The following is a 23,461-nucleotide window of genomic DNA, read 5'->3' as shown; positions in this document are numbered from 1 at the left end:
TCTCCTTTAAGCAATTCACTTCACCAATCATATCACACATAAAAATAGCACGCAAGTGTATGCGTGCTATTTTTTCAATAAAAACAACTTTTAGATTGTTCCATCCCAGGTATTAACAGCTGTGGACTCTCCGGTTTCTTCGTCGAACCATCTGGTGGTAACTACTTTATTCTCTGTATAGAATCTGAAACCATCTTTTCCTAAGCAGTGAAGGTCTCCGATAAATGACAGCTTATTGCCGTTGAATGGGAACATGCCAACCGGTACCGGAATTCCTACGTTGATACCAATCATACCGCCGTCTGTATGTCTTGCAAACTCTCTTGCATAGCGACCGTTCTGTGTAAAGATAACAGATCCGTTGGCAAATGGATTGGCATTCATAACTGCAAGTCCTTCCTCGAAGGTCTTTACTCTCTTAATGCAAAGTACCGGTCCGAAGATCTCTCTTTCGCCTACGCTCATTTCAGGAGTAACATGATCAAGAATTGTTGGCCCTAAGTAGAATCCGTTTTCAAATCCTTCTACTACCACATCACGGCCGTCCAGTACCACCTTGGCACCCTCTGCGATTCCTGTCTCAATCCATTTTACAACGGAATCTTTGTGTGCCTGATTGATAACCGGTCCAAGATTTGTGGTTTTGTCATAAGCTGGTCCCACTTTTAACTTTTTAGCCTGTGCTACGATTTCTGCTACAAGTGCATCCGCAATTTCTTCCTGAACAACGACTACCGGAAGAGCCATACATCTTTCACCAGCACAGCCAAATGTGGAGTTAATGATACCTGCTGCCACACGTTTAACAGGAGCATCTTTTAATACAAGAGCATGGTTCTTGGCTTCGCAAAGAGCCTGAACTCTCTTTCCTGTTGCTGCAGCTGTGGAATAAATGTGCTTTCCAACCGATGTGGAACCTACGAAGGTAATTCCCTTAACATCATCGTGTGTAAGAAGAATCTCTGCTTCGTTTCTGGAGCAGGTAACGATATTAATTACGCCGTCCGGAAGTCCTGCTTCTTTGTACAGCTCAGCAATACGCATGCTGGACTGAGGAGTAAAGGAAGCTGCTTTTAATACGATGGTGTTACCGCAGGCGATACACATAGGAGTCATCCAGCCCATTGGAATCATCGCCGGGAAGTTAAATGGTACGATACCTGCAAATACACCCAGAGGCATACGGTATAATACTGTGTCAAATCCGCTGGAAGCGTCCATTAAACTTTCTCCCATCATCAGTGACGGAGCGCTGATGGCCTGCTCAGTTCCTTCTTTTGCTTTCAGCACATCACCCTGAGCTTCTTCCCAGTTTTTACCGTTTTCTTTCGCTACCAGCATGGTCAGTTCATCCATATGCTCGATCAGTAAATCTCTCAGCTTATAAAGAATCTGAACTCTTTTAATAACCGGAGTTGCTGACCAGGATGGAAATGCTGCTTTCGCTGCTGCTACAGCCTCTTCCACTTCATCCGGAGTACAGCATGGTACTTTCGCAATCACTTCACCAGTGCTTGGGTCAAAGGCATCTGTATACTTCGTTGTTTTAGATTCCTTCCACTGACCGTTTACAAAATACTTTAATGTTTTTACTTCTCCCATCTTTCTATCCTTTCCTTTCTTAGCTGTTTTATATATTTAATAGTTAATATGATAGCGGCTCTACGCAGTTAAAGATCCTGATATGCTGTTTCACATTCTCATATACTCCCTGGACCATGGCTTCATTCAATCCAAAGTAATCATGTCTGCCTTCTGATTTCAAATACTTTTCAGCTTCTCTGGTGAGACTGTCAAAGCTGGCTGTTGCAATGTTGATCTTTCGGATTCCTAGTCCAACCGCTTTTCTGAAGTCTTCCGGAGTAATACCGGTTCCGCCGTGCAGTACCAGGGGAACATCTGTCTTTTCATCAATTGCCTTTAAAACATCAAATGCCAGTCTGGGTGCAACCGGATAGTTGCCGTGGGCATTGCCGATGGCTACTGCCAACGCGTCCACACCTGTCCTCTCGCAAAATACTTTCGCATCTTCCGGATTGGTGCAGCGGATTCCATCATCTGTGCTCCCATCTTCACTACCGCCTACAAGACCAAGTTCCGCTTCCACGGTGGCCCCATATTCTTTTGCCAGACGGGCTGCTTCTAAGGTTTTGTTAATGTTCTCTTCAAAGGGAAGTGTAGAGCCGTCCATCATGACTGAGGTAAATCCATATTCCAGAGCCTGTCTCAGCACACCAATGGTCTTGCCGTGATCCAAATGAACTGCAACCTCTACCTTTGCGTTCCTTGCAGCTTCTACCATCATAGGCCCCATGAGTGACAGCGGGGAATGTGGCAGACGGACTTCTGCAATCTGTAAGATAATGGGAGTGTTCATTTCTTCAGCTGCCTTTATGGCACCTTTTATCATCTCTAAATTACCAACACTGAATGCTCCCACCGCCCGATTTTGCTCTGATGCCTGATTTAGCAAATCTTTCATTTTTACTAATCCCATGTCCTGTTTCCTCTCTCTTCCTCCCTTTATGAGTATGTTTTGATTTTGTTTTTGTAATGTGTTGGTTATATTCTAACACCTTAATCGAGAACGGTCAAGATCTACAGAAAAATTTTTTTCTTAATTTGGTGATCTATTGGTGATTTCTTGATATTTTTGCTTGTGTCTGATATAATAGGTCAATAACAGCAGAACAATGGAACCGCCATATAAGGAGTACAAGCTATGAGAATTTCCCGAATTGAACAATTAGAGCAATATATACTGGAGCACAAATCCGCATCCATCGATACCCTGTGCGAATTATTTCAGATTTCCAAAAACACGCTGCGCCGGGATCTGGAGGTGCTTGTGGGTAGAGGAACTGTGGAAAAGGTTTATGGAGGTGTGATTGCCTCAGAAAATATCCCTCCAATCCCAGATCTCGTCACATTTCAGGACAGAGCCAGCCGCAATTTTTTAAGCAAACAGAGAATTGCATCTCTTGCCGCTTCCTTTGTGCGGGACAGAGATATCATATTCATTGACAGCGGAACCACTACCATGAATATTGTAGACTTTCTTACTCATTTAAATACAGTCACTGTCATAACAAACAGCGTTCAGGTCATTAACAAATCCATGAATTATCCCAATATTGACTTAATCGTGCTCCCAGGCACGTTAAAAAGGGATACGGCTTCTCTGACCGGCAGCTCCTGTGTGGAATATTTAGAGGATTATAATATTGTGCGTGCATTTATGGCATGTACCGGTATTTCCGTGGAATCAGGAATCTGTAATGCATCAACGGATGAGTACAACATAAAAAAAGCAGCATTAAAAAAAAGCCAGAAGCATTATCTTCTGGCGGATTCTTCCAAGTTTGGCCGGGCATCTCTTATGACCTATGGAGATATGAATCAGTTTGATTATATTTTAACGGAAAAGATGCCGGAAGACGCATTCTGCTCCTATTGCAAAGAGCAAAACTGCGCCATTTCCGTTGCTTCTTATGAAGATTAAATCGTGATTTCCTGGGAGTGACTTAAGGTAACATCCTGCTTGTAGAACGGTCTCATACTTTCCGCCACCTGGATCTTTACATGCTCAAACCGGATATCCCTGGCATACTCCGCGTAAATTCCCGATATTTTAGTACGAATCAGTCCATCTCCCTGGCAGGGGCGGATATCATATCCCTCAATCTCCCAACGGGAGTTTTTCTCCAGAGTGAGGTGGATGTTTTCAAAACTCACGTCTTCAATATAGTTATCTTCACTTCCCCGGATAAAGATTCCATTTTCACCCTTGCAGCTGATATTCTCAAACCGCACATTTTTGATTTTTCCGGCCTTTACACCCGGCTTTCTGTCATGGGCTGTAATGCAGATCGGTTCTGCCCTTCCCCACCACTCATGGGAGAAGCGGCGTGTTTCAATGGTGATATTGGAGAATACCACATTCTCTACATTTCCTCCGTCTCTGATCTGTATGGAGATACCACGGTTGCTTTTACTGATGGTGCAGTTTTCTACGAGAACATTTCTAAAATCACTTTCCCCTTCCGTTCCGAACTTGATCGCAGCACTGGTGGAGATTAAGGTACAGTTTGAGATTACAATATTCTCACAGGGACCGTACTGTTTATAGTCGCCTGAATTTTTTAATACAATTGCATCGTCGCCGCATTCAATGTGGCAGCCGATAATCCGTACATTGGTACAGTGATCCGGATCAATGCCGTCGGAATTAGCCATCTGTAAGTTATTAAGAAGGCGGATTCCCTCAATTAATACATCGTTGCATCCCACCAGATGAACGGTCCAGAATGCGCAGTTTACCAGCTTCACGTCACGGATGGTGAGATGGTTAAATTTTTCTAACAGCATCAGGGGAATTCTGGGATAATAAGTTCCTTCAATGTGATAACCGGAATTATCCCCGTAAAATATGGCCTCATTGGCATCTATGGTACCAAATCCGGTAATTGCCACATTCTCCTGGTCATAACCGTATATAAATGCATGAAATGGTCTGCCATTATATTCACTGTTTAAAAAAGATGGAAGACCGGATTCATGAGCCACGATCTTTCCGCCGTTGGCCAGAGGATAATAATCATTTAAATCATCGCTGGCCTTTAATACTGCTCCCATCTCTAAATGAAACTCTACATTTGATTTAAGAAGAATAGAACCGCTGTTATAGATATATCCGCCGGGAAGGAGTACACGGCCGCCGCCTGCGCCGGTGCATTTGTCAATTGCTTTCTGAATTGCTGCAGCGTCATTTGTTTTCCCATCGCCTTTTGCTCCGAATTCCAATACATTGTAAATCATAATTTCCTCCATTTCCTGTGCCTTAACCAGATTGTACTACTAAACTGCCCAATTATATCAATTTAGACTGACAAATGAAAGGTCTAAACCGAAAAAAATAACAGAGGCGCACAAAAAAGCTGTTTTTTGTACTGCCTCTGCCATATTTTAACCTTTTAATCCAGATGTGCTGATTCCTTCCACCAGATACTTCTGCAGGCTGATAAAGATAATAACTGCAGGCAAAATGGAGAGTGTTGCCATTGCAAACATGGCTCCGTAATCAGAGGAGGAACCTGGATCACAGAACAATTTTAATGCAAGACTGACCGGATACTTTGCAGATTCATTAATGTATAAGAGGGCGGAAAGGAAATCATCCCATCTCCACATGAATGAGAAAATACTTGAAGTAATTAAAGCCGGTGTAATTAAGGGCAGTATAATTCTTGCAAATATACCGTAGTAGGAGCAGCCGTCAATCTTAGCGGCTTCATCAAGTTCCCTGGGAATTCCGTCAATAAAGTTAATCATCAGGTAGATAAAGAAGCCCTGAATTGCAAAATAATAGGGGACAATCAGAGGTCTGTAACTTCCTACCCAACCCAGCTTCTGATACCATAAATACTGGGGAATCATTAATACCTGCGCCGGCAGCATCATGGAAAGAAGCATGGCTACGAACAGGAACTTTCTTCCGAAAAATCTGCATCTGGCCAGTCCATATGCCACAAAAGCAGAGGAAAATACCGTACCAAGGGTTGCAACAACAGCAATAAACATGGAATTTCTTAAAAATACAGCAAATCCTGTTTTTGCAAATCCCCTCCAGCCGGTTGCATAATTAGCAAACACAAACTTCTTAGGTATCAGCTGACCTGCTGTGATAAAAATAGTATTGCTCTCCTTAAACGAACTCATGATCATCCAGACAAGAGGGTAAATCATGATCAGACCAAGGCCGCAGACAATGACGTGATAGACGATCCCGCCCATTCTTTTCCTTGTTTTCATGAATATTACACTCCTTCCGTATAGACCCAGAATTTTTTAGTAGCAAATAAGATTAATGTAATCAGACCGATAATCCCCAGCATGACCCATGCCAGTGCGGCACCGTAACCGGTATTGTAAAACTCAAAGGATTGCTGGTACATATAAACGGTGTAAAACAAAGTGGAATTCAGGGGTTTCCCCTGTGTAATAATAAAGCACTGAGTAAATGCCAAAAATCCATTGATGGTCTGCATCACCAGATTAAAAAATATGGTGGGTGTCAGAAGAGGAAGTGTGATCTTAAAAAACTGGGAAAAACGGTTTGCTCCGTCCACTCTCGCGGCTTCATAAAGCGTAACCGGAATCTGTTTTAGCGACGATAGGAAGATCAGCATGGAAGAACCAAACTGCCAGACAGCCAGTATAATCAGGGTCCAGATGGCTGTATTTACATTTCCAAGCCATGGGAAACTGGTTTTTATTCCAATAATCCGAAGCAGCTGATTTACCACTCCGTCAGTTGCAAATATACGCTTCCACAGAATCGCCACCGCCACCGAACCACCGATAATAGACGGAAGATAGTAGGCCGCCCGGTAGAATGCCGTAGCTTTTGTAGTCCTAAACAGAATAAGTGCTACAATCAGGGCAAATACCAGACGCATGGGAACCGATACAAATGCAAAATAAAAGGTGACTCCGATGGTCTTTAAAAACACCGGATCATCCGTAAACATCTTTATGTAATTTTTCATTCCTACAAAGACTGGCGGTGCCAGAATATTGTAGTCGCAAAAAGAATAATAAAGGGACAGCCCCATGGGAACTACCATGAACATGAGAAATCCTATGCTAAACGGAAGGCTGAATACGAATCCTGCCGTACTTTCCCTGTTCATAAAATGTCTGAAGCTTTCCCTCTTTTTTTCTTTCATATACGTCCCCTCCGTTCACATATCACTGCTCTGATTGAAAACGGGGCAGAGCGTTCTCTGCCCCGAATATTACCGGTAATTATTTCTGGCTCATGATCTTATTGGCACTGTTATAGAATTCCTCAGCAGCTGCTTTTGAATCAAATGTACCATAGCAAAGCTGCTCCTGAACCTGATTTAACAGATTAAATACCTCACTTGCTCCATCTGGCTGGGGAGGATTGATCGGTGAACTGTTAGGTGTTACAACTTCGTTGATATAGCGGATGATCTCCTGGTTGATGGCATCCATCTTGGGTGAAAGCTCCTGCGCAATCTTGCTGGATGCAGGAACGCCTCTTTCGCCTAAAAGAATATTATTTGCATCGCTTGAATTAATCAGATAATTTAACACTTTCACTGCTTCATCCGGATTCTTGGTATGAGCTCCGATGGAGAAGAACTGGCTGGATTTTAAGTAGCCGGACTTCTTGGGATCAGGAGAGGGCCAGGTAGTCATGCCAATGGTCACACCTTCCGGAGCAGCGTTCTGAACTGCTGTCAGCTGGTTGGAGTTTGCAAATGCACACCAGGACATGGTTTCCGGACTGGAACCGTTTACAAGTGGATCCTGCTCCACAGAACCAATGGAGATTTCTGCAAATACACCCGGATCGATGAGCCATCCCTCTTTTAAGCCGGTCTCATACATCTGGAAGAACGGAATGTAGCTCTCTGCTGTTCCGCCCATCTTCTTATCACCGAATAAAACCACATCGTATGCTCTCATAAAATAGTCCAGATAAGTCTGGGCTGTGCCGTAAACAATTGACGTCTTATATCCCGTTTTTTCATAAACCTGACGGCATACTGCCTCGAAGTCGTCAATGGTCATATAGTCCTTAATTGTAATACCGTTCTTATCAAGTAACGTCTTGTTATACATCATGGCAGGAGAGTTAATACCTGCGCAGATTGCATAAACTCCTCCGTCCACGGTACCGGAAGCCATGGTGTTTTCCGAAATATTGGATACATCCAGGGTTCCCTTTTCAATATAAGGCTTTAAATCAACTAACAGGTTGTTCTTTACATACTGATCTATGTACATGTAATCCATCTGAACAAGATCAGGAAGTGACTGGCCTGCTGCCGATGTAGCAAGCTTGTTCCAGTAATCAGACCACTCGGAAAACTGTCCTTCAATGGTTACTCCTTTATTCTGCTCGGAATAAAGGTCTAAAGCTGCCTGTGTTCTCTCATTTCTGACCTGGTTCCCCCACCAGCTCATAGTAAGTTTTACATCTCCGCTTCCACCGGAGGCTTCCTTAGAAGGAGCTGCCGTGGTTGCCTGTGTGGTTGCAGGTGCCTGGGCTGCAGCTGTGGTAGCACTTGCAGAACTTCCTCCGCATCCTGCCAGAGTAGCTGCCGCCATACAGCATGACATCAGTAATGCAATTTTTTTCTTCATAATACCTTCCTCCTTAAAATTAATTACTCATCTTAGGTAGCTTTATTATACGTTTCTGAGAATAAGCAGTAAATGTGGAAAACCGAGTTGAAAGTGGAAAAAACCGAGTTTTTTTGTATAATTTGTATATTTTTAACGGTTTTGTGTTGTATTATTGTCACGTTTTATATATAATCTGTTTATCAGACCAGGGCTGTCCCGTTAAGGAGGACGTATGAAAGCATTTATCCGGAATCTTACGTTAAAAAAGAAGATTCAGTCCATTGTATTTCTATGTATCCTGCTCCTTACTACCGTTTCTGTATTTAATATCCGCATGATCTCTGTGGCTCACCAGAAGGTTCTTTATCAGACAGTTGCTTCCTCTTTGTCTTTTTCCGCCAAGGAACTGAATAACCATCTGGACGTGATCAGCACCATGGCGGATATGGTGCTTGCAGACAGTACCATGCAGAAAAATCTGGGAATTCTAAAGGATACAGAGAAGATCCAGGAACGCACTGTGGCCTATAAGGCGATCTATGGTATGTTAAATGAATACTATTTTAACTTCAGGAAAAATAACATCCGCTACATGAGCCTGTACCAGGGCAATTTTTCCATTCACACCCACATTATCAATAAAGAAAAACTTCCCGATTCCATACGTAAGGACTTAATTTCACGGGCTGAAGCGGCAAAGGGAAAGACCATTCTGGTAACGGATTACAGCAACCAGTACGGACTTTTTATGGTTAAGAACATCCGCCGCACCCAGTTTTTAAAGCTGGATTCCATCGGCAGTCTGATCATAAACATTGATATGAAACAGCTGATTGATTCCTCCACGGATAACAGCCATCTCTACGAATCTGCCGATTATATTCTGTATGATGGGGAGAATTTAATCTATCAGTCTTCAGCTGTCACTGACAAAGATCCTTCGGTGGTCTCAAAGATCTTTCAATCCCGTTACGGTCTGTTTCAGTCCATGGGCAGGAACTATTTCTATGTAAGGCAGGCTCTTTCCAATTATAACTGGGATTATGTCTGCATCATTCCTTATGATAATATCCTGGCTTCTCTTACCACAAGTTTTCGGTTTTCTTTTTTTATTACCGTCATTGCAGTAATTATATCCAGTATTCTTTCTTCCGCACTGATTGACTCCATAATCCGGCACTTTAATAACCTGCTGTTAAAAATGAAAAACTTTGCTGACGGGCAGAAAGAGCCCCTTAACATTCCCTATGATTATACAGGGCGGACCGATGAACTGGGTATCCTTCATACCCAGTTTGACCAGATGGTAAATGAGGTAAATATACTGATTCAGAATGGCTACTTAAACGAAATTTTAAGAAAAGAAGCACAGCTAAAAGCCCTGGAAACCCAGATGAACCCCCACTTCCTTTACAACACACTGGAATCCATCAACTGGAGAGCCAAATCGGTGGGAGCTAAGGATATCTCTTCCATGGCCGAAAATCTGGGCACACTTTTAAGAATTACTCTGGATCAGAAAAGCAAGGAAGTTCCTTTAAGGAGAGAACTGGAGCTGGTGCAGTGCTATATGACCATTCAGAAATTTCGTTATGAAGACCGGCTGGAATATAAAATTACAGTTCCCGAAGATCTTTACTCCTGCTACGTGTTAAAACTCACCCTGCAGCCATTGGTGGAAAACTCCATACGATACGGCCTGGAAGAGAATACAGAGGGCTGTTTTATTCACATATTGGCAGAACGGTCTCTGGATGTCCTTTATGTTTACATAAAAAATAACGGATCTGCTTTTGAGGATCAGCTGTTAGAAAAGCTGAAGACCAATCAAATCAGTCCCCATGGCTTTGGAATCGGTCTGCTTAACATCCTGCAGCGGATGCAGCTGACCTATGGAGAGGAATACGGTCTCACCCTTTATAATGAAAATGAACAGGCAGTGGCAAGGCTTGCCTTTCCTCTTGTCCGAAAGGAGAATGGAAATTGCTGAAATTAATGATTGCAGATGACGAACGTATGATACGGGAATCCATTTCCAGTTTAATTAACTGGAACAGTCTGGGAATTGAGCTGATCGGAAGCTGCAGCGATGGCATCGAGGCCTATAACATGATACTTGATGAATCCCCTGATATTGTTCTGACCGATATCCGTATGCCGGGGATTTCCGGTCTTGAACTGGTTGAGCGGATTTCACAGACAGACATGGATATTCAGTTTATTATTCTTTCCGGGTTCGGAGAATTTGAATATGCCAAACAGGCCATGAAATACCGGGTACACCATTACCTGCTAAAGCCCAGCAATGAAGAGCAGATTATTGAAAGCATGAAAGATGTGATTAAGGAATATTATCACAGGCGTGCCTTTAAAGATCTGCAGGACAGGCAGAAAGCGCTGACCTGCCACCTTCATTACAGTGTGCTGGCAAATATTATTAACGAAGGAATTTTTATGGAGGATGGTTCCAGTCCCGCCTGGGAAGTCTATTCCGGCTTTATGGACTTCTGCTACACCGGTTACGAGCTGTGCTACCTTCATTATCTGGAGGAACCCCTCCTGGAAACAGCCCTCCAGCAGATTTATGACTACATGACCGAAAGTGCACCAGGCATTGCTGTATACAGTATTTACGTTAAAAATACCCTGATTTTGTTTTTCGAAAGCCACCAGGTTTCCTATGAACTTCTGGATGATTTTATGATACGGCTGGCACGAAACAATCAGTCTGTTACACTGGATTATCACAGAAACAGCTATTCAAATCTGATTCAGCTGATCGAGGCATTAACCGCGAAGATCAGACGGTATGGTATGATTTATTTTATGAATGGGTTAAGACCAGTACCAATCTGCAATTACAAAAATCTGATTGAGAAACTGGAACAACTGACCACTCTTTTGATGGAAGCAGATATGGCAGAACAGCAGATGGGCCTAAAAGAACTAAAGGACACGCTTCACGATATCAGCAATCCTGATTTTTTAAAGCAGGCAGGCTCCCGCATTATTATTAAATTAACAGCTGGAAACCGCTATGGCTCTTCTATCGTAGCCACCGAATATTTAATGACCTTAAACCAGCAGACGGATCCGGAGATCATACGCAATATGCTGATGGAGAAAATAAACAGGATACTGGAGGACTCTTTGGAAACCACCCGGTCCTACAGTCCGTTCATTGAAAAAGTCATACAGTATGTGGAAAACAATTTAGACAATCCAAGTCTGACACTGAAATGGATTGCTGACAATTACTTATTTATGAATGTGGATTACGTCAGTGCCCGTTTTATGAAAGAAACCCGGCAGAAATTTTCCAATTACCTGACTACTCAGCGAATCCAGAAAGCAAAGAAGCTTCTGGCTGAGGGGCACGCAGAACAGATTCAATGGATTGCAGAAAAGGTGGGCTGCGGAAACAACCCCCAGTATTTCAGCCAGATCTTTAAGAAGAATACAGGTATGTCGCCTAGTGCTTACGTGAAACAGATGAATGGAGGGGAATTATATCCTCCCAATTGATATTTCTTCACTTTAGAAAAGAGATTGACATTTATGTAAAATAGATTTAAACTCTGATTACCAGCGGTAATTACCACTGGTAATCAGAAAGGCGATCCATATGAAAAAAAGTATATCAAAAGAACAAATAATTGAAACAGCACTTGAATTGTTAAAGGACAAAAGCAATATTCGGGAAATAAATCTTCGGGAAATTGCTCGTGTTCTTGGCTGCGCTCACACAAATTTATATAATTATTACCCCTCTTTTAATGATTTGCTTTGGGAAGCCCATATAGAAATTGGGATAAAGTTTATTCAACAAATGAACTTGATCCTTGAACGCATACAAGATCCTAAGGCTAAGCTTTATCAGTTTTATTATTTTCTGTCAGAATTTTATCTGGATAATAAAGGCTGGTTTCGTCTTGCGTGGCTGGATTACATTGACGTTGTGCGACCGGATAAAGATAAGATCGTCACAGAGAAAACTGTATCGGAAATGGTTGAATTGTTGAGAAATATCTGGATTGGCATTTATTCCAATGAGCTTGATCGAAAATCAATACGCCGTGTATTACATGATGTGCATTGCTATATTGTTGGTGAAGTATCAAGTTATATAAATGGCAGAGGAATCATACATGACAAAGAATTGCTTAAGCAGCATATTGCGGAAACCTCGGTGACTTTTTTTACGCTTTATTTAAAAGAGGAGTGTGATATAAAGGCATGAAGGTCAGCGTGGCAGAATTGGTTGATGTTGTAGATCAGCAGTTTCAGCAAAGCTTGTTTAAAAACTTGTTTTGCACGGTAGAAAGTCAAATTCATTTTAATGTAAATACGAGAAAGGCACTTCAGCTGCTAAATGAACAGAAATCAGATAAATTTACCAATGAAGATGTGGATGTTCTATTACAGAATATTATAAACAGATTCATTTGGACATTTTACAGAACAGATCCTTATATTAACTTTAACGCTGAAGATAAGTTGATAATTCCACAAATCTATCTGTTGATGTTACGTGATGTTTCTAAATTTCAGATTGAAGAAGTGGAAAAACGTCATTATGAACGAATATGTTGGTTTATAAGAAAAACAAATCCAGGCATTTACCAAATCAACCGTAACCCAGACAGATATGCGAAACATTTCACATCAGCTGAATATTCGTCAGCTTTTCAAATGGAGTTACTAGGTATAGACAGGCAGCATTTAAAAGAACCTATATTGGATATAGGTTGTGGAGAACACGGTTATTTAGTCAATTATTTAAGAGAACAAGGGTTGGAAGCTTTTGGAATAGATCGCTTACAGATAGACAAAGGCTATTTTTTTAACGGTAATTGGCTTGAATTTGAATATGGAAATCAAAGATGGGGAACGATTATTTCCAACCTTTCTTTTAGCAGTCACTTTCTCCATCATTTTTCCCAAAAGGATGGTTTGGATATTTCCTATGCAAAGGTTTACATGAAAATATTGAAGTCACTTGTAACAGGAGGAACTTGGATTTATGCCCCGTCTATCACTTACTTTGAAAATTTGCTGCCAGACAATAAATACCTTGTCAGCCAATCACCAATAGATACAGGCTCTTATAAAACTGTTATTCACAAGTTATAGATGGAGATTTCTTATATAACTATAAGATTTATACTTCCCCTTTGTATAACAGGGTGTTTTATTGTTTGTAATACGACATTAGGAAGGTACTGCCATATTTCAGTACCTTCCTTTTAAACAGCTATAGCTATATCCTGATCGGGCTCAAAGGTATAAGAAATTTTCCTCCAGCATGATGCTAAAGTATCTGATTAAATCCTTTCCAGTATTTTTATCAAAGCATCATGTGCCATGGTGAACGCCTCTTCCCCGCTCATCTTCTTCTTTTGCTCCCCATGCTGTTCCAGTGCGGAGAAGCCGGCAAAATCACTGAGATGGGGTTCCAGGGATAAAAAGCCCTGATATCCACTTTCTTTCAAGTTTCCAAGTATCTTTTCCACATTTCCGTCTCCCATTCCTGCAGGAACCACGCTTGCATCCGCCCAGAGCGCATCCTTTATATGAATGTAGGAAATGTAGGGTTTTAACATCTCATAAGCTTCCATGGTATCCTGTTTGCACTGTACAAAGTTGGCAAAATCAAATACTGCCTTAAAATGATCCCCATAAAATTCTTTCATAATTTCCAGGCATCGGTCTGCCATATCGCCATAAATATCCTTCTCATTTTCATGAAGAAGAATCACTTCATTTGCTTTGGCATAATCCACAAACTGACCCAGCTGATCCATCACCTTGTTTTTATAAGGCTCATAGCTGGAATTTTCCGGCATAAAAAAGCTGAACATACGGATATTGGGAGTTTCCATTACATGTGCCAGTTCCACTGTATGCCTAAATAACTCCATATGAGGAGCAAACTCATCTGCAATTTTAATTTTACCAATGGGAGAACCTACGGATGATAATTTGATTCCATTGCTGTCAAGGCGTCTTTTAATCTCTTTTGCCTCTTCTGTTGTATGCTCCACCAGACCTTTCCCATCTACTCCGCGCATCTCTACATAAGACATTCCCAGTTTTTTAAGCACGTTCATCTGAACGTCTAAATCCATATCAATCTCATCTGCAAATCCGGATAGTTTTATTTTGTCCCACATTATGCTCTCTCCTTTTCTTAATAACTTCCTTCTGTATCAAATACCACGCCAGTTCCCTCTTTTTTTCTGGAAGCAGCACGTCGTTTATTTAATTCCTCTAAAAACAGATTTTCATCAAATGGAATTTCAACTTCCTGATTCAGCCAGCTGGATAAATGCATGGCGTTTGATAAGGTCAGTCCATTGATTCCTTCCACTCCTTCTGCCACCAAAGGTGTTCCTCTTAAAATCTTCCCTGCAAATGCCTTTAATACTCCCACATGCTGCTCGTTGACACCGTCTGTCTCCACCTCTGTGACGGTACATTCTGGTGTATCAAATCCGCCTTTTGCGGTTTTACAGAAGGTTCGCTCATTTTCCGCCAGTTTATGAAGCATAAGGCGGTCATTTTCACAAACCACTTTCCCCATCTCCAGGGTGATCTCGAACCGGTTTGTACCGGGTGCATCTGCTGTTGTGGTTACAAAGACTCCTGTTGCCCCGTTTGGATATTCCAGATAGGCTGTCACATCATCCTCCACCTCAATATCATGCCATTTTCCGTTGTGGCAGAAGGCACGTACCTTATCCGGCATTCCGCAAATCCATTGAAGCAGGTCCATATTATGAGGACATTGATTTAGCAGTACGCCTCCGCCTTCTCCGTCCCAGGTTGCTCTCCAGCTGCCGGAATCATAATAGGACTGGGTTCTGTACCAGTCGGTTACAATCCAGTTCACCCGTTTGATTGCTCCTAACTCTCCGCCAGTTACCAGCTCATGCAGCTTTCTGTAAATGCAGTTGGTTCTTTGATTGAACATCATGGCAAATACCCGGTCAGATTTTTGCGCTGCTTCATTCATCTCTCTGACCTGAGCTGTGTAAACACCTGCAGGCTTCTCACACAGAACATGGTGGCCGTGCTCCATAGCATAGATTGTAAGCTCCGGATGCTGATAATGAGGTACAGCAATTAATACAGCATCACACACTCCTGCATCAATTAAATCCGATCCTTCTTTAAAAAACAGGGTCTCAGCAGGCATATATTCTTTCGCCCAGGCAATCCGTCCATCCTCCCTGTCAGCCACTGCTGTCACTTCAATCTCCGGAACCTTCCCTTCCTGAATACTTTTTAAATGGTTGGTACCCATATTACCAATTCCGATAATTCCCAGTCTCACTTTTTCCATGATTTATTTCTCCTCACTTCCTGCAGATTCATAGATATCCATCATTGTATTAAACGTAAGCCGAACCGACTTAAGATCATTCCTATAAGCTTTTCCTGTGCTGACGCAGTCATAAAAATCGTGAATGCAGGCTTCATGACCACTGCCCCAATAAGATTTTCCCGGTACAAGGCTTTGTTTCGAACGCCAGATAACAGGTTCCATCTCTCCTGCCTCCTGATAAGTGACTGTATCTCCTTCCACCCGGATAAATCCTCTTTCCCCCGCAATCTCAATGAGAACAGGTGCGTCACTGACGTACGCAGTGGTGGCGTAGAAACTGGCTCTTACAGGATCTTTCCCCTGGGTAAACTCCATATAGGCTTCCAGGGTATCCTCCACCTCTACAATACCCTTTAAGTGATGATTGCTCATGGAAGCTTCTGTTTTGATCGGCTTGCCAAGCCAGCGGAGCAGCAGATCAAGAGCATGTATGGACTGATTCATAAGGGCTCCGCCGCCTTCTGTCTCCAGCTTTCCTCTCCATCCGCTTTCGGTGTAATAAGGTGCATTCCTGTTCCAGGTAACAAACGCTCTTCCTCCCCGCAGGGCTCCGATTTTACCTTCCTCAATCAGCTCGGTGGCTTTTTTCGTTGTCTCGTTATACCGGTTCTGAAAACAGATTCCAAGTCTTGCGCCACTTTCTGAAGATGCCTTCTCTAACTGTTCAAATTGCTGCCTGCTAATGGCCGGCGGCTTCTCCATAAATACGTGAAGGCCCTTCTTTAAGGCCCTTTCTGCCATTGGAACATGACAAAAATGAGGCGTACAAATATGAATTCCATCCAGTTCTTCTTGCTCAAGCATCTCTTCTAAGGATTCATATGCATGGCCTTTTCCTTCCGTATATTGGCGACAGAATTCCTCTGCCCTGTCTATACGAATATCAGCCATGGCACAGAGTCTGACTTCTTTTAATTCCTTCAAGATCATGGAATGGACTTTTCCGATATTTCCGCATCCAATCACTCCAACCCGAACCATAATCATTCCCCTTTTCTTTTCCTTGTTTCTTCTGTATTTCTATTATATAATTATTTTAACGCAATTTGTTTGCGCAGATTGACTATAAACATGCGTAGATTGTCTATTTAAGGAGGTGCCCATGAAAAAGGAAAGCCCCTATCATTACAGTGAATTTTCCGATCCCATCAGCTGTGATTTCACCACCAGCAATATGGCTGGTAATGTGGATTTTCACATGCATAACAGCCATGAAATTTATCTACTGGTAGACGGCCATATCCAGTATTTTGTTGAAAATGCATGCTATGACATGAGTCCCGGCAGCCTGATTCTGTTTTCCAACCGGGAGATTCATAAAGCAATCAATACCTCCAATGAACCCTTTACCAGACTGGTGATTCACGTTAATCCATCTTACATCCGGCCTTATTGTACCCCATCAACCAATCTCTTAGACTGCTTTCACAGAGATCCCGGAAAAAACAATCTGGTATTGCTGTCCCAGACCGATCATGAACTTCTCATTTCCATGGCAAAAAATCTGGAGAAGGCAATAAAAAATCGCCGCCCGTACGGCAGCGATTTAACAGCGTTAACAACCATTATTCAAATTCTCATACTGATTAATCAGGCCTGGCAGAATACCGGCTCTGTAAAAACAGCGCCAAGACCTCATCGGGCACAGGCAATCATGAATTATATTGATGACAATCTGACCGAACCCCTTACACTGGACTCTATCTCCCTTGCCCTGTCCCTGGATAAATATTATTTAAGCCACTTATTTAAATCAGAGACAGAGAGCAGCATCTTCCAGTATATTGTGGTTAAGCGGGTAGCTCTTGCAAAAGAACTGCTCTTAAAAGGTCATACGGTTTCAGAAGCCTGCCATCTGTCAGGTTTTGTGGATTACTCCAACTTTATCCGCACGTTCCGGCAGACAACCGGCTGTACACCGGGGCAATTTAAACGGCTTAATCCGTAGACACCAAAACAGACTATTTCTGCTTATAGGGAGGATCAGCAGGGTATCCTCCCCTGATCTTCTGCATACCGCGCTGGACGGCATCCTTTGACTGCTTCCAGTCCGCATCTCTGTTTAAATAATCATACTTTTCAATAAACCAGTCTATGTCACCGGAAACCCGTTCCATATTCTTAAGCGTCAGCGGAAAAATTACAGAATACAGCCGGGTCCGTTCTTCGTCATTTAAATACCGGTCTGACTCTCTTAACAGGTCTCCAAAGTGATGAAGGCAAAAACCTTTGCTATTTTTCATCTTTTCAGTGAAGGAAGCATCTTTTTTATACAGATGATAAAACGTAGCAATGTAGCGTTCATAAACCGCCGAAGACCTGTCGCAGATATAGCAGGTCTTCTCTTTGCCCTCAATCCAGCTGCATATGGAATTCTCCTCTGTCTTTCTGCCGGTGATCCGGTCCTTCAGGGACTTTTTACCGGGGGAAAAATTCTTAAATTCTTCCTGCATTTCTGATATCATCTTCTTGTAATAGGTTTTTAATATCCAGCCATTGCCCAGGGCATTGCCGTAATCAAACATCCGCTTCTGGTGAGTCCGGCAAAAGCCTGCGCAGTCGGTTTTCTCTCTGGTATCACTCTCCATATAGGAGGCACAGGATCCCAGTACGAAGTCCATCAGCTCTTCTTCCCCTTTGCGCTCTAAATAGCAAAAGGGACATTCTTCATCCGCATCCATGGCATCATTTAGGGGAATCTCGTATAGTTTTTCCTTCATCATCACACCTTAAAGCGGTAACCTACGCCCCAGATTGTCTCAATATACTGAGGTTTCGCCGTGTTGAATTCAATTTTTTCCCTGATCTTTTTAATATGCACCGTTACTGTGGCGATATCTCCGATGGATTCCATATCCCAGATCTTATTGAACAGCTCTTCTTTCGTATAAACATGGTTGGGGTTCTGAGCCAGGAATGTAAGCAGATCGAATTCTTTGGTAGTAAAGTTCTTCTCTTCCCCATTTACCCATACGCGTCTTGCCGTCTTATCGATCTTAAGTCCGCGGATCTCGATCATCTCATTATCCGGCATACCGCTGCCAATCAACCGCTCATAACGGGCAAGATGAGCCTTCACGCGGGCAACCATCTCGCTGGGAGAAAAGGGTTTCGTAATATAATCATCAGCACCCAGTCCAAGTCCCCTGATTTTATCGATGTCCTCTTTTTTAGCAGAAACCATAATAATGGGAGTGTTTTTCACTTCACGAACCTTCCTGCAAATCTCAAATCCATCCACTCCAGGAAGCATGAGATCCAGTATGAGTAAATCAAAATCCTCATGGAGCGCCAGCTTAAGCCCTTCTTCTCCGTCATTTTCAATCTCAACTTCAAAACCGCTTAACTCAAGATAATCTTTCTCCAGCTCTGCGATGCTCTCTTCATCTTCCACTATCAATATTCTGCTCATTCCTGCATGACCTCCTGGTATTTTCTTAAAACAAAATGTATCTCAGTTCCAATTCCTTCTTTGCTGGTGGCCCAGATTCTGCCTCCGTGATCCTCAATGATCTTCTTGACAATGGATAAACCGATTCCGCTTCCGCCCTGGGAAGAATTTCGCGAAGAATCAGTCCGGTAGAAGCGGTCAAAAATACTTGGTAAGTCCTTCGCCGGAATTCCTTTTCCGTTGTCTTCAATCTCAACCTGGATAAAATCACCTACATCCTTGATCCTGATATTAATGATGCCGTTTTTCTTATCCATATACTTTACTGAATTGCTGACGATGTTGTTAATGACTCTTCGCATCTGTTCTGCATCCGCTATAATAATCACATCTTCATCTACATAATTAAAATAACCAAGCTCAATGCTTCTTGCCTCCATCTCCAGACCTACCTCATCGATGCAGTCACCAAAATAATTGGACACATTGATTTTGGAAAACGTATAAGGAATCTTATTGGTATCGATCTTGGAATAAAAGGTCAGCTCATCAATCAGCTTATCCATATCGTTGGCTTTGTTATAGATTGTCCGGATATAACGGTCTAACTTCTCAGGGGATGAGGCAACCCCATCCATAATTCCCTCCACATATCCTTTAATGGCGGTAATGGGCGTCTTTAAATCATGGGAAATGTTACTGATCAGTTCCTTATTCTCCTTGTCGTACTGAACCTTTTCCTCTGCTGATTCCTTTAACCGGATTCTCATCTCTTCAAAATCCTGGCAGAGCTGACCGATCTCGTCATCATTCTCTACTTCCAGATTAAAATCCAGATTCCCATCCTTGATCTTTTTCGTGGCTACCTGCAGCCGTCCCAGAGGACTTACGACTGACCGGTATACCCACATCATTAAAATCGCATCCGTAAATAATATAATCATAATGGCTGCAAACAGCATCTCTGCCATCATAACCTTAATTTCAGGCAGAAGACCGTCTACGTTGGATACGATGAAAACACTTCCCGTCTCCTGGTCTGAATACAGGAAGTCCATCTGCTTCACCAGATGCTGTGTCTCCCCATCCAGATAAATCGCACCATCAAGAGTGCTGTCTATCTCCTCATACTTGGGCAGCTGGTCGAAAATTCCCTGAGTGATATGGCTGTTACCGTCATAAATCAGATTATTCCCTTTCCGCACAATCATATAGGCGTATTTGGATGCCAGATTATCATTAAGCTTCTGCAAAAAATCCTGATCATTAAACTGGTCAGGGTCACTTTGTAATATCCGGCTGATCTCTTTTTGGGTTTCTCTGGTTAAACGGTTAAATATCTGCAGGGAATTGCCGGATAACAGATCTACATGCTCCGTTAAGTTATAGGCTTTGCGGAATGCTTTCATCTGATAACTTCCAAGACCTGCCACCACTGCAAAAATCATGGTCAGAGGAACGACCGTTATGATTATAAACGCTACGACCAGGCGTGTTCTTAATTTTAGTTTCACCTTTTCGTCTCTCCCACGTTATCTTTGATTTATAACAAAAATTTAATATTACGTAAAGGTATTATAACACACATAGCTCTCAAAATTTATAAAACAATTCTAAAATTTAAGTCATTATGTAAAATAGATGATATTACCGTTTTTATTCATAAATTAGAAAGGACCGTTGACCCATAAGTTTAAATGTCACTTATGGACCAACGATCCCTGCTTCGTATTTATTTATAATTCATTTGGATTAATACCAAAATGATCAAAAAGAATTTTTTCAGCCTCCCGGTTCCATAGTCCCTTATGGGCACTGCAGGATTCACTGAGCTTTTTAAATAGCGGATTAGTCTTTCCCAGTTCTTCAAAATCGTCAATGGCTGTTAAAGGCAGATCAAATTGGGTATAGGTAAGTTTTTTCCCTCCGGGAATGGATGGCAGATTCTTTGTCGCCTCTGCAATGCTGTCAATTCCTCCTACATGGGTCACCATAACAGCCGCTTCAATGGCTCCATCGGCCGACAGCTGATTGGCTTCTACCAGATCATCTGTATTACCGCCAGTCGTTCCCATAATATGTGTACTTGTATAATGGCAGTTGTAAAGATTGATTTCCGCCTTAAACTGGCTGTCAGAGGGTCCGGCAAAGAAGTTCATACAGCCGTCAAATGCCAGGAGTTTATCCCCCATCTGTGCTACCTCTTTCACAGGTACATACACAAATACATCATCATAACCATGCCCCTCCGTAAATGCCATAAGTTCCGAAACAGGATCAGCCATGACAGCTGTATTCACATAGCGAAGCTCAATCCCTCTCTCCAAAGCAGACTCTTCTGTAATAACTTCCTTTGCCCGGGCAATCCGCTCATCACTGATATCCGTTACCACAATTCTTTTTGGCTTATTTTCAAACTGCAGACCATAACTGACTGCTCCCAGTCCCATGGGACCACAGCCTCCCATAATCAGGATGTTACCATCTGCTTTCGTTCCCATTGCATGATCGTAATTCCTTTTGTTGGTATGATAATTGGCATGAAATCCACCAATGATACAGCTCATTGGCTCTCCCAGTGATGCTTCAAAAAAGCTCTCACCGTTATAATCAAGAAGACATCCCAGTTCCATAACCTCGTTAGGCATAATACAGTAAGTACAGGCCCCTCCGCAGAATTCATAGGAATATCCCGGTGAATCCAGCTTTCCCTTGTAATTTAATGCTGGCTGAAGAGAAAATTTCTGTCCCGGCCGAAACTGGTCCTTCCACTTGTTCCCAACTTCCACAATCAGTCCCGCACACTCATGACCCACAATGACTGGATTGGTATCCATGTTCTGAGGTGCTCTTTTATGCTTTTTCCCCTGCTTTACCAGCTTGTAGGTGGACATACAGATACTGTCGCTTACGATTTTTACAAGAATCTCATCTTCCTTAATGGGAGGAAGTTCAAACTCCTCCAGTCTTAAGTCATCTGCACCGTACATTCTTACCGCTTTTGTTTTCATATTTCCAGCCTCCAGCCTATTCATGAATTTTAGTATTAAATCTCCAACAGTTCTACCCGCTCCACCAGTTCATCCACCAGGCTGCGTTTAGGCGGCTTGGTTCCTATGCTGGTGACCGCACCTGCTGAAGCCCCCATACATAAGCGAATACAGGTTTCAAGGGGAAGCTTTTCATCCCAGCTGTATGCCATGGCTGCAACCAGAGCATCCCCGGCGCCTACAGTGGAATGGGCTTTCACCCGAAGCCCGGGACAACGGTACCGTTTATCCTTTGTTAAAAAAATGGCACCCATTTGCCCAAGAGAGATTGCTGCCATGGAGACTCCCTGATCAAGAAGTTTCCCGCCCATGGAAACCAGTTCCTGTTCGGAAGCCCTGTAATCCATCTGATAATACCGTTCCAGTTCTGAGCGGTTGGGTTTTAACATATCCGGTTTTCCTTTTAAGGATTCTGAAAACAGCACGCCGTCTGCATCCAGCAAAACCATTGCCCCTTTTTGGTGAACCTGTTCCGTAATTTTTCTGTATATATCCGTTGGTATCCCCGCCGGGATGCTTCCTGCCAGTACAAACAGGGTATCCGGATTTGCATAACCTTCCAGCCTCTTAAGAAGATCGTTAAGCTGTTCCTTTGATACTTCCGGTCCAGGCTCATTCAGTTCTGTCACCTCACCGGTTTCCTCCACCACCTTTAAATTCGTTCTCGTCTCCCCTTTTACTTCCACGAAATCGGTCCTGAGCCCCAGGTCAGTCAGAACCTGTTTGATGATGGTGCCGCTGGTTCCTCCCACAAAACCTGTGGCAATACTCTCCCCTCCTAATTCTCTGATTGTTTTGGAAACGTTAATGCCTTTTCCACCGGCATCAATTTCCACCCGCTTTATTCTGTTTAAATCTCCCCGTTCAAATTTTCCAATATCCACTGTTTTATCAATGGCTGGATTCATGGTTACTGTAACGATCATTTAAGAACACCCCTTTCCGGTAAACATGGTATAGATTTCCTTGGCACTGCATCTGGTGATCCGGTCCACATCGTCCGGATCAGCAAGACACTGTGCAATGACAGAAAGTATTTCCAGATGCTCCTCTCCTGCTCCCGCAATCCCTATAACCAGTTTTACCATCTCTCCTCCCCAGTCTGTTCCATCAGGAAATACCATGACTGCAATACCGGAACGTCTGATGTTTTTTTTGGCTTCCTCCACACCGTGAGGAAGTGCAATTCCATTGCCGATATTAGTTGGGAAGGTCAGTTCCCGCTGAAGCATTGCATCTATATAGGATTCATCCACACAGCCACTTTCCCAAAGCATTCTCCCCACTTCTCTTATGACTGTATCTTTTTCTCCGGATCTGCAATTCAGGCGGATATTCCCAAGTTCCAAAAGTTCTGTATTCTTTTCTTCATTTTTTTTCCCGTATCCAAACACGCTGTTCCCCTCCTTCGCTGGTGTTCTATTAAATTATAGGGTTCCTGTCTTATGTTTTTCAACGAAAACAAAATGGCAT

The 23,461-nt window shown here is 42.7% G+C and carries 21 protein-coding genes; 6 read left to right on the top strand and 15 right to left on the bottom strand.

Annotated elements, in window-relative coordinates; translation table 11 throughout:
• Positions 1 to 90: 90 nt before the first annotated feature.
• Positions 91 to 1,602, bottom strand: a complete 1,512-nt coding sequence (locus BXY41_RS01535; protein WP_104433857.1) for a CoA-acylating methylmalonate-semialdehyde dehydrogenase — start codon at positions 1,600 to 1,602, stop codon at positions 91 to 93.
• Between the two features lie 43 nt (positions 1,603 to 1,645).
• A complete protein-coding gene (locus tag BXY41_RS01530; RefSeq protein ID WP_104433850.1) occupies positions 1,646 to 2,497 on the bottom strand; it encodes a class II fructose-bisphosphate aldolase in 852 nt (283 codons plus the stop codon).
• A gap of 225 nt (positions 2,498 to 2,722) precedes the next feature.
• Between BXY41_RS01530 and BXY41_RS01525 the strand changes: the two genes are divergently transcribed.
• Positions 2,723 to 3,502, top strand: a complete 780-nt coding sequence (locus tag BXY41_RS01525) for a DeoR/GlpR family DNA-binding transcription regulator (RefSeq protein ID WP_104433848.1) — start codon at positions 2,723 to 2,725, stop codon at positions 3,500 to 3,502.
• Here the strand turns inward: BXY41_RS01525 and BXY41_RS01520 are convergent.
• From BXY41_RS01520 to BXY41_RS01505, 4 genes are all read right to left on the bottom strand, one after another.
• Entirely contained in the window at positions 3,499 to 4,818 is a 1,320-nt protein-coding gene (locus BXY41_RS01520) for a glycoside hydrolase family 28 protein (RefSeq protein WP_242980009.1), read from the bottom strand. The genes BXY41_RS01525 and BXY41_RS01520 overlap by 4 nt on opposite strands.
• Positions 4,819 to 4,965: 147 nt before the next feature.
• Positions 4,966 to 5,811 (bottom strand): carbohydrate ABC transporter permease, encoded by an 846-nt coding sequence (locus tag BXY41_RS01515; protein ID WP_104433846.1) that lies wholly within the window; start codon positions 5,809 to 5,811, stop codon positions 4,966 to 4,968.
• Between the two features lie 5 nt (positions 5,812 to 5,816).
• On the bottom strand, positions 5,817 to 6,728 hold the full coding sequence (locus BXY41_RS01510; RefSeq protein WP_104433844.1) for a carbohydrate ABC transporter permease: 912 nt from the start codon (positions 6,726 to 6,728) through the stop codon (positions 5,817 to 5,819).
• 79 nt (positions 6,729 to 6,807) lie between these two features.
• A complete protein-coding gene (locus BXY41_RS01505; protein ID WP_104433842.1) occupies positions 6,808 to 8,178 on the bottom strand; it encodes an ABC transporter substrate-binding protein in 1,371 nt (456 codons plus the stop codon).
• A 214-nt stretch (positions 8,179 to 8,392) separates the two neighbouring features.
• On the opposite strand from BXY41_RS01505, the gene BXY41_RS01500 reads away from it, so the two are divergent.
• The 4 genes from BXY41_RS01500 to BXY41_RS01485 all read left to right on the top strand — a co-directional run bounded on the left by BXY41_RS01500 (position 8,393) and on the right by BXY41_RS01485 (position 13,293).
• Positions 8,393 to 10,150, top strand: coding sequence for a sensor histidine kinase (locus BXY41_RS01500; protein WP_104433840.1), 1,758 nt, complete (start codon positions 8,393 to 8,395; stop codon positions 10,148 to 10,150).
• Positions 10,144 to 11,685 carry a response regulator transcription factor gene (locus BXY41_RS01495; RefSeq protein WP_104433838.1) on the top strand — a complete coding sequence of 514 codons (1,542 nt, stop codon included), beginning with the start codon at positions 10,144 to 10,146 and terminating at the stop codon, positions 11,683 to 11,685. The genes BXY41_RS01500 and BXY41_RS01495 overlap by 7 nt, the downstream gene beginning before the upstream one ends.
• A gap of 100 nt (positions 11,686 to 11,785) precedes the next feature.
• Positions 11,786 to 12,400, top strand: a complete 615-nt coding sequence (locus BXY41_RS01490) for a TetR/AcrR family transcriptional regulator (protein WP_104433836.1) — start codon at positions 11,786 to 11,788, stop codon at positions 12,398 to 12,400.
• On the top strand, positions 12,397 to 13,293 hold the full coding sequence (locus BXY41_RS01485; protein WP_104433834.1) for a class I SAM-dependent methyltransferase: 897 nt from the start codon (positions 12,397 to 12,399) through the stop codon (positions 13,291 to 13,293). Before BXY41_RS01490 ends, BXY41_RS01485 begins: the two co-directional genes overlap by 4 nt.
• Before the next feature lie 191 nt (positions 13,294 to 13,484).
• Here the strand turns inward: BXY41_RS01485 and BXY41_RS01480 are convergent, their stop codons facing one another.
• From BXY41_RS01480 to BXY41_RS01470, 3 genes are read right to left on the bottom strand one after another with little or no spacing between them, the layout of a single operon-like run.
• Positions 13,485 to 14,333, bottom strand: a complete 849-nt coding sequence (locus BXY41_RS01480; RefSeq protein ID WP_104433832.1) for a sugar phosphate isomerase/epimerase family protein — start codon at positions 14,331 to 14,333, stop codon at positions 13,485 to 13,487.
• A gap of 17 nt (positions 14,334 to 14,350) precedes the next feature.
• Positions 14,351 to 15,505: a Gfo/Idh/MocA family protein gene (locus BXY41_RS01475; protein WP_104433830.1), complete on the bottom strand. Its 1,155-nt coding sequence runs from the start codon at positions 15,503 to 15,505 to the stop codon at positions 14,351 to 14,353.
• Positions 15,506 to 15,508: 3 nt separating this feature from the next.
• A complete protein-coding gene (locus BXY41_RS01470; protein WP_104433828.1) occupies positions 15,509 to 16,528 on the bottom strand; it encodes a Gfo/Idh/MocA family protein in 1,020 nt (339 codons plus the stop codon).
• A gap of 121 nt (positions 16,529 to 16,649) precedes the next feature.
• On the opposite strand from BXY41_RS01470, the gene BXY41_RS01465 reads away from it, so the two are divergent.
• Positions 16,650 to 17,495 (top strand): helix-turn-helix domain-containing protein, encoded by an 846-nt coding sequence (locus BXY41_RS01465; RefSeq protein WP_104433826.1) that lies wholly within the window; start codon positions 16,650 to 16,652, stop codon positions 17,493 to 17,495.
• Positions 17,496 to 17,508: 13 nt separating this feature from the next.
• Here the strand turns inward: BXY41_RS01465 and BXY41_RS01460 are convergent, their stop codons facing one another.
• From BXY41_RS01460 to BXY41_RS01435, 6 genes are all read right to left on the bottom strand, one after another.
• Positions 17,509 to 18,267 carry a DUF6062 family protein gene (locus BXY41_RS01460; protein ID WP_104433824.1) on the bottom strand — a complete coding sequence of 253 codons (759 nt, stop codon included), beginning with the start codon at positions 18,265 to 18,267 and terminating at the stop codon, positions 17,509 to 17,511.
• 2 nt (positions 18,268 to 18,269) lie between these two features.
• Positions 18,270 to 18,959 carry a response regulator transcription factor gene (locus BXY41_RS01455; RefSeq protein WP_097003163.1) on the bottom strand — a complete coding sequence of 230 codons (690 nt, stop codon included), beginning with the start codon at positions 18,957 to 18,959 and terminating at the stop codon, positions 18,270 to 18,272.
• The gene (locus BXY41_RS01450) at positions 18,956 to 20,452 is read right to left on the bottom strand and encodes a sensor histidine kinase (protein WP_104433822.1); all 1,497 of its coding nucleotides are present in this window, start codon (positions 20,450 to 20,452) and stop codon (positions 18,956 to 18,958) included. The genes BXY41_RS01455 and BXY41_RS01450 overlap by 4 nt, the downstream gene beginning before the upstream one ends.
• A gap of 222 nt (positions 20,453 to 20,674) precedes the next feature.
• Entirely contained in the window at positions 20,675 to 21,949 is a 1,275-nt protein-coding gene (locus BXY41_RS01445) for a zinc-binding dehydrogenase (RefSeq protein WP_104433820.1), read from the bottom strand.
• A gap of 35 nt (positions 21,950 to 21,984) precedes the next feature.
• Positions 21,985 to 22,914: a 1-phosphofructokinase gene (gene pfkB, locus BXY41_RS01440; RefSeq protein WP_104433818.1), complete on the bottom strand. Its 930-nt coding sequence runs from the start codon at positions 22,912 to 22,914 to the stop codon at positions 21,985 to 21,987.
• Positions 22,915 to 23,382, bottom strand: a complete 468-nt coding sequence (locus BXY41_RS01435; RefSeq protein WP_104433816.1) for a PTS mannitol transporter subunit IIA — start codon at positions 23,380 to 23,382, stop codon at positions 22,915 to 22,917. It lies immediately after the preceding gene.
• Between the last annotated feature and the right edge of the window lie 79 nt (positions 23,383 to 23,461).

It is taken from the genome of Lacrimispora xylanisolvens, from assembly GCF_002934545.1.
GTDB classification, from domain to species: Bacteria; Bacillota; Clostridia; order Lachnospirales; family Lachnospiraceae; genus Lacrimispora; species Lacrimispora xylanisolvens.
This window is presented reverse-complemented; position numbering and strand designations above follow the sequence as displayed.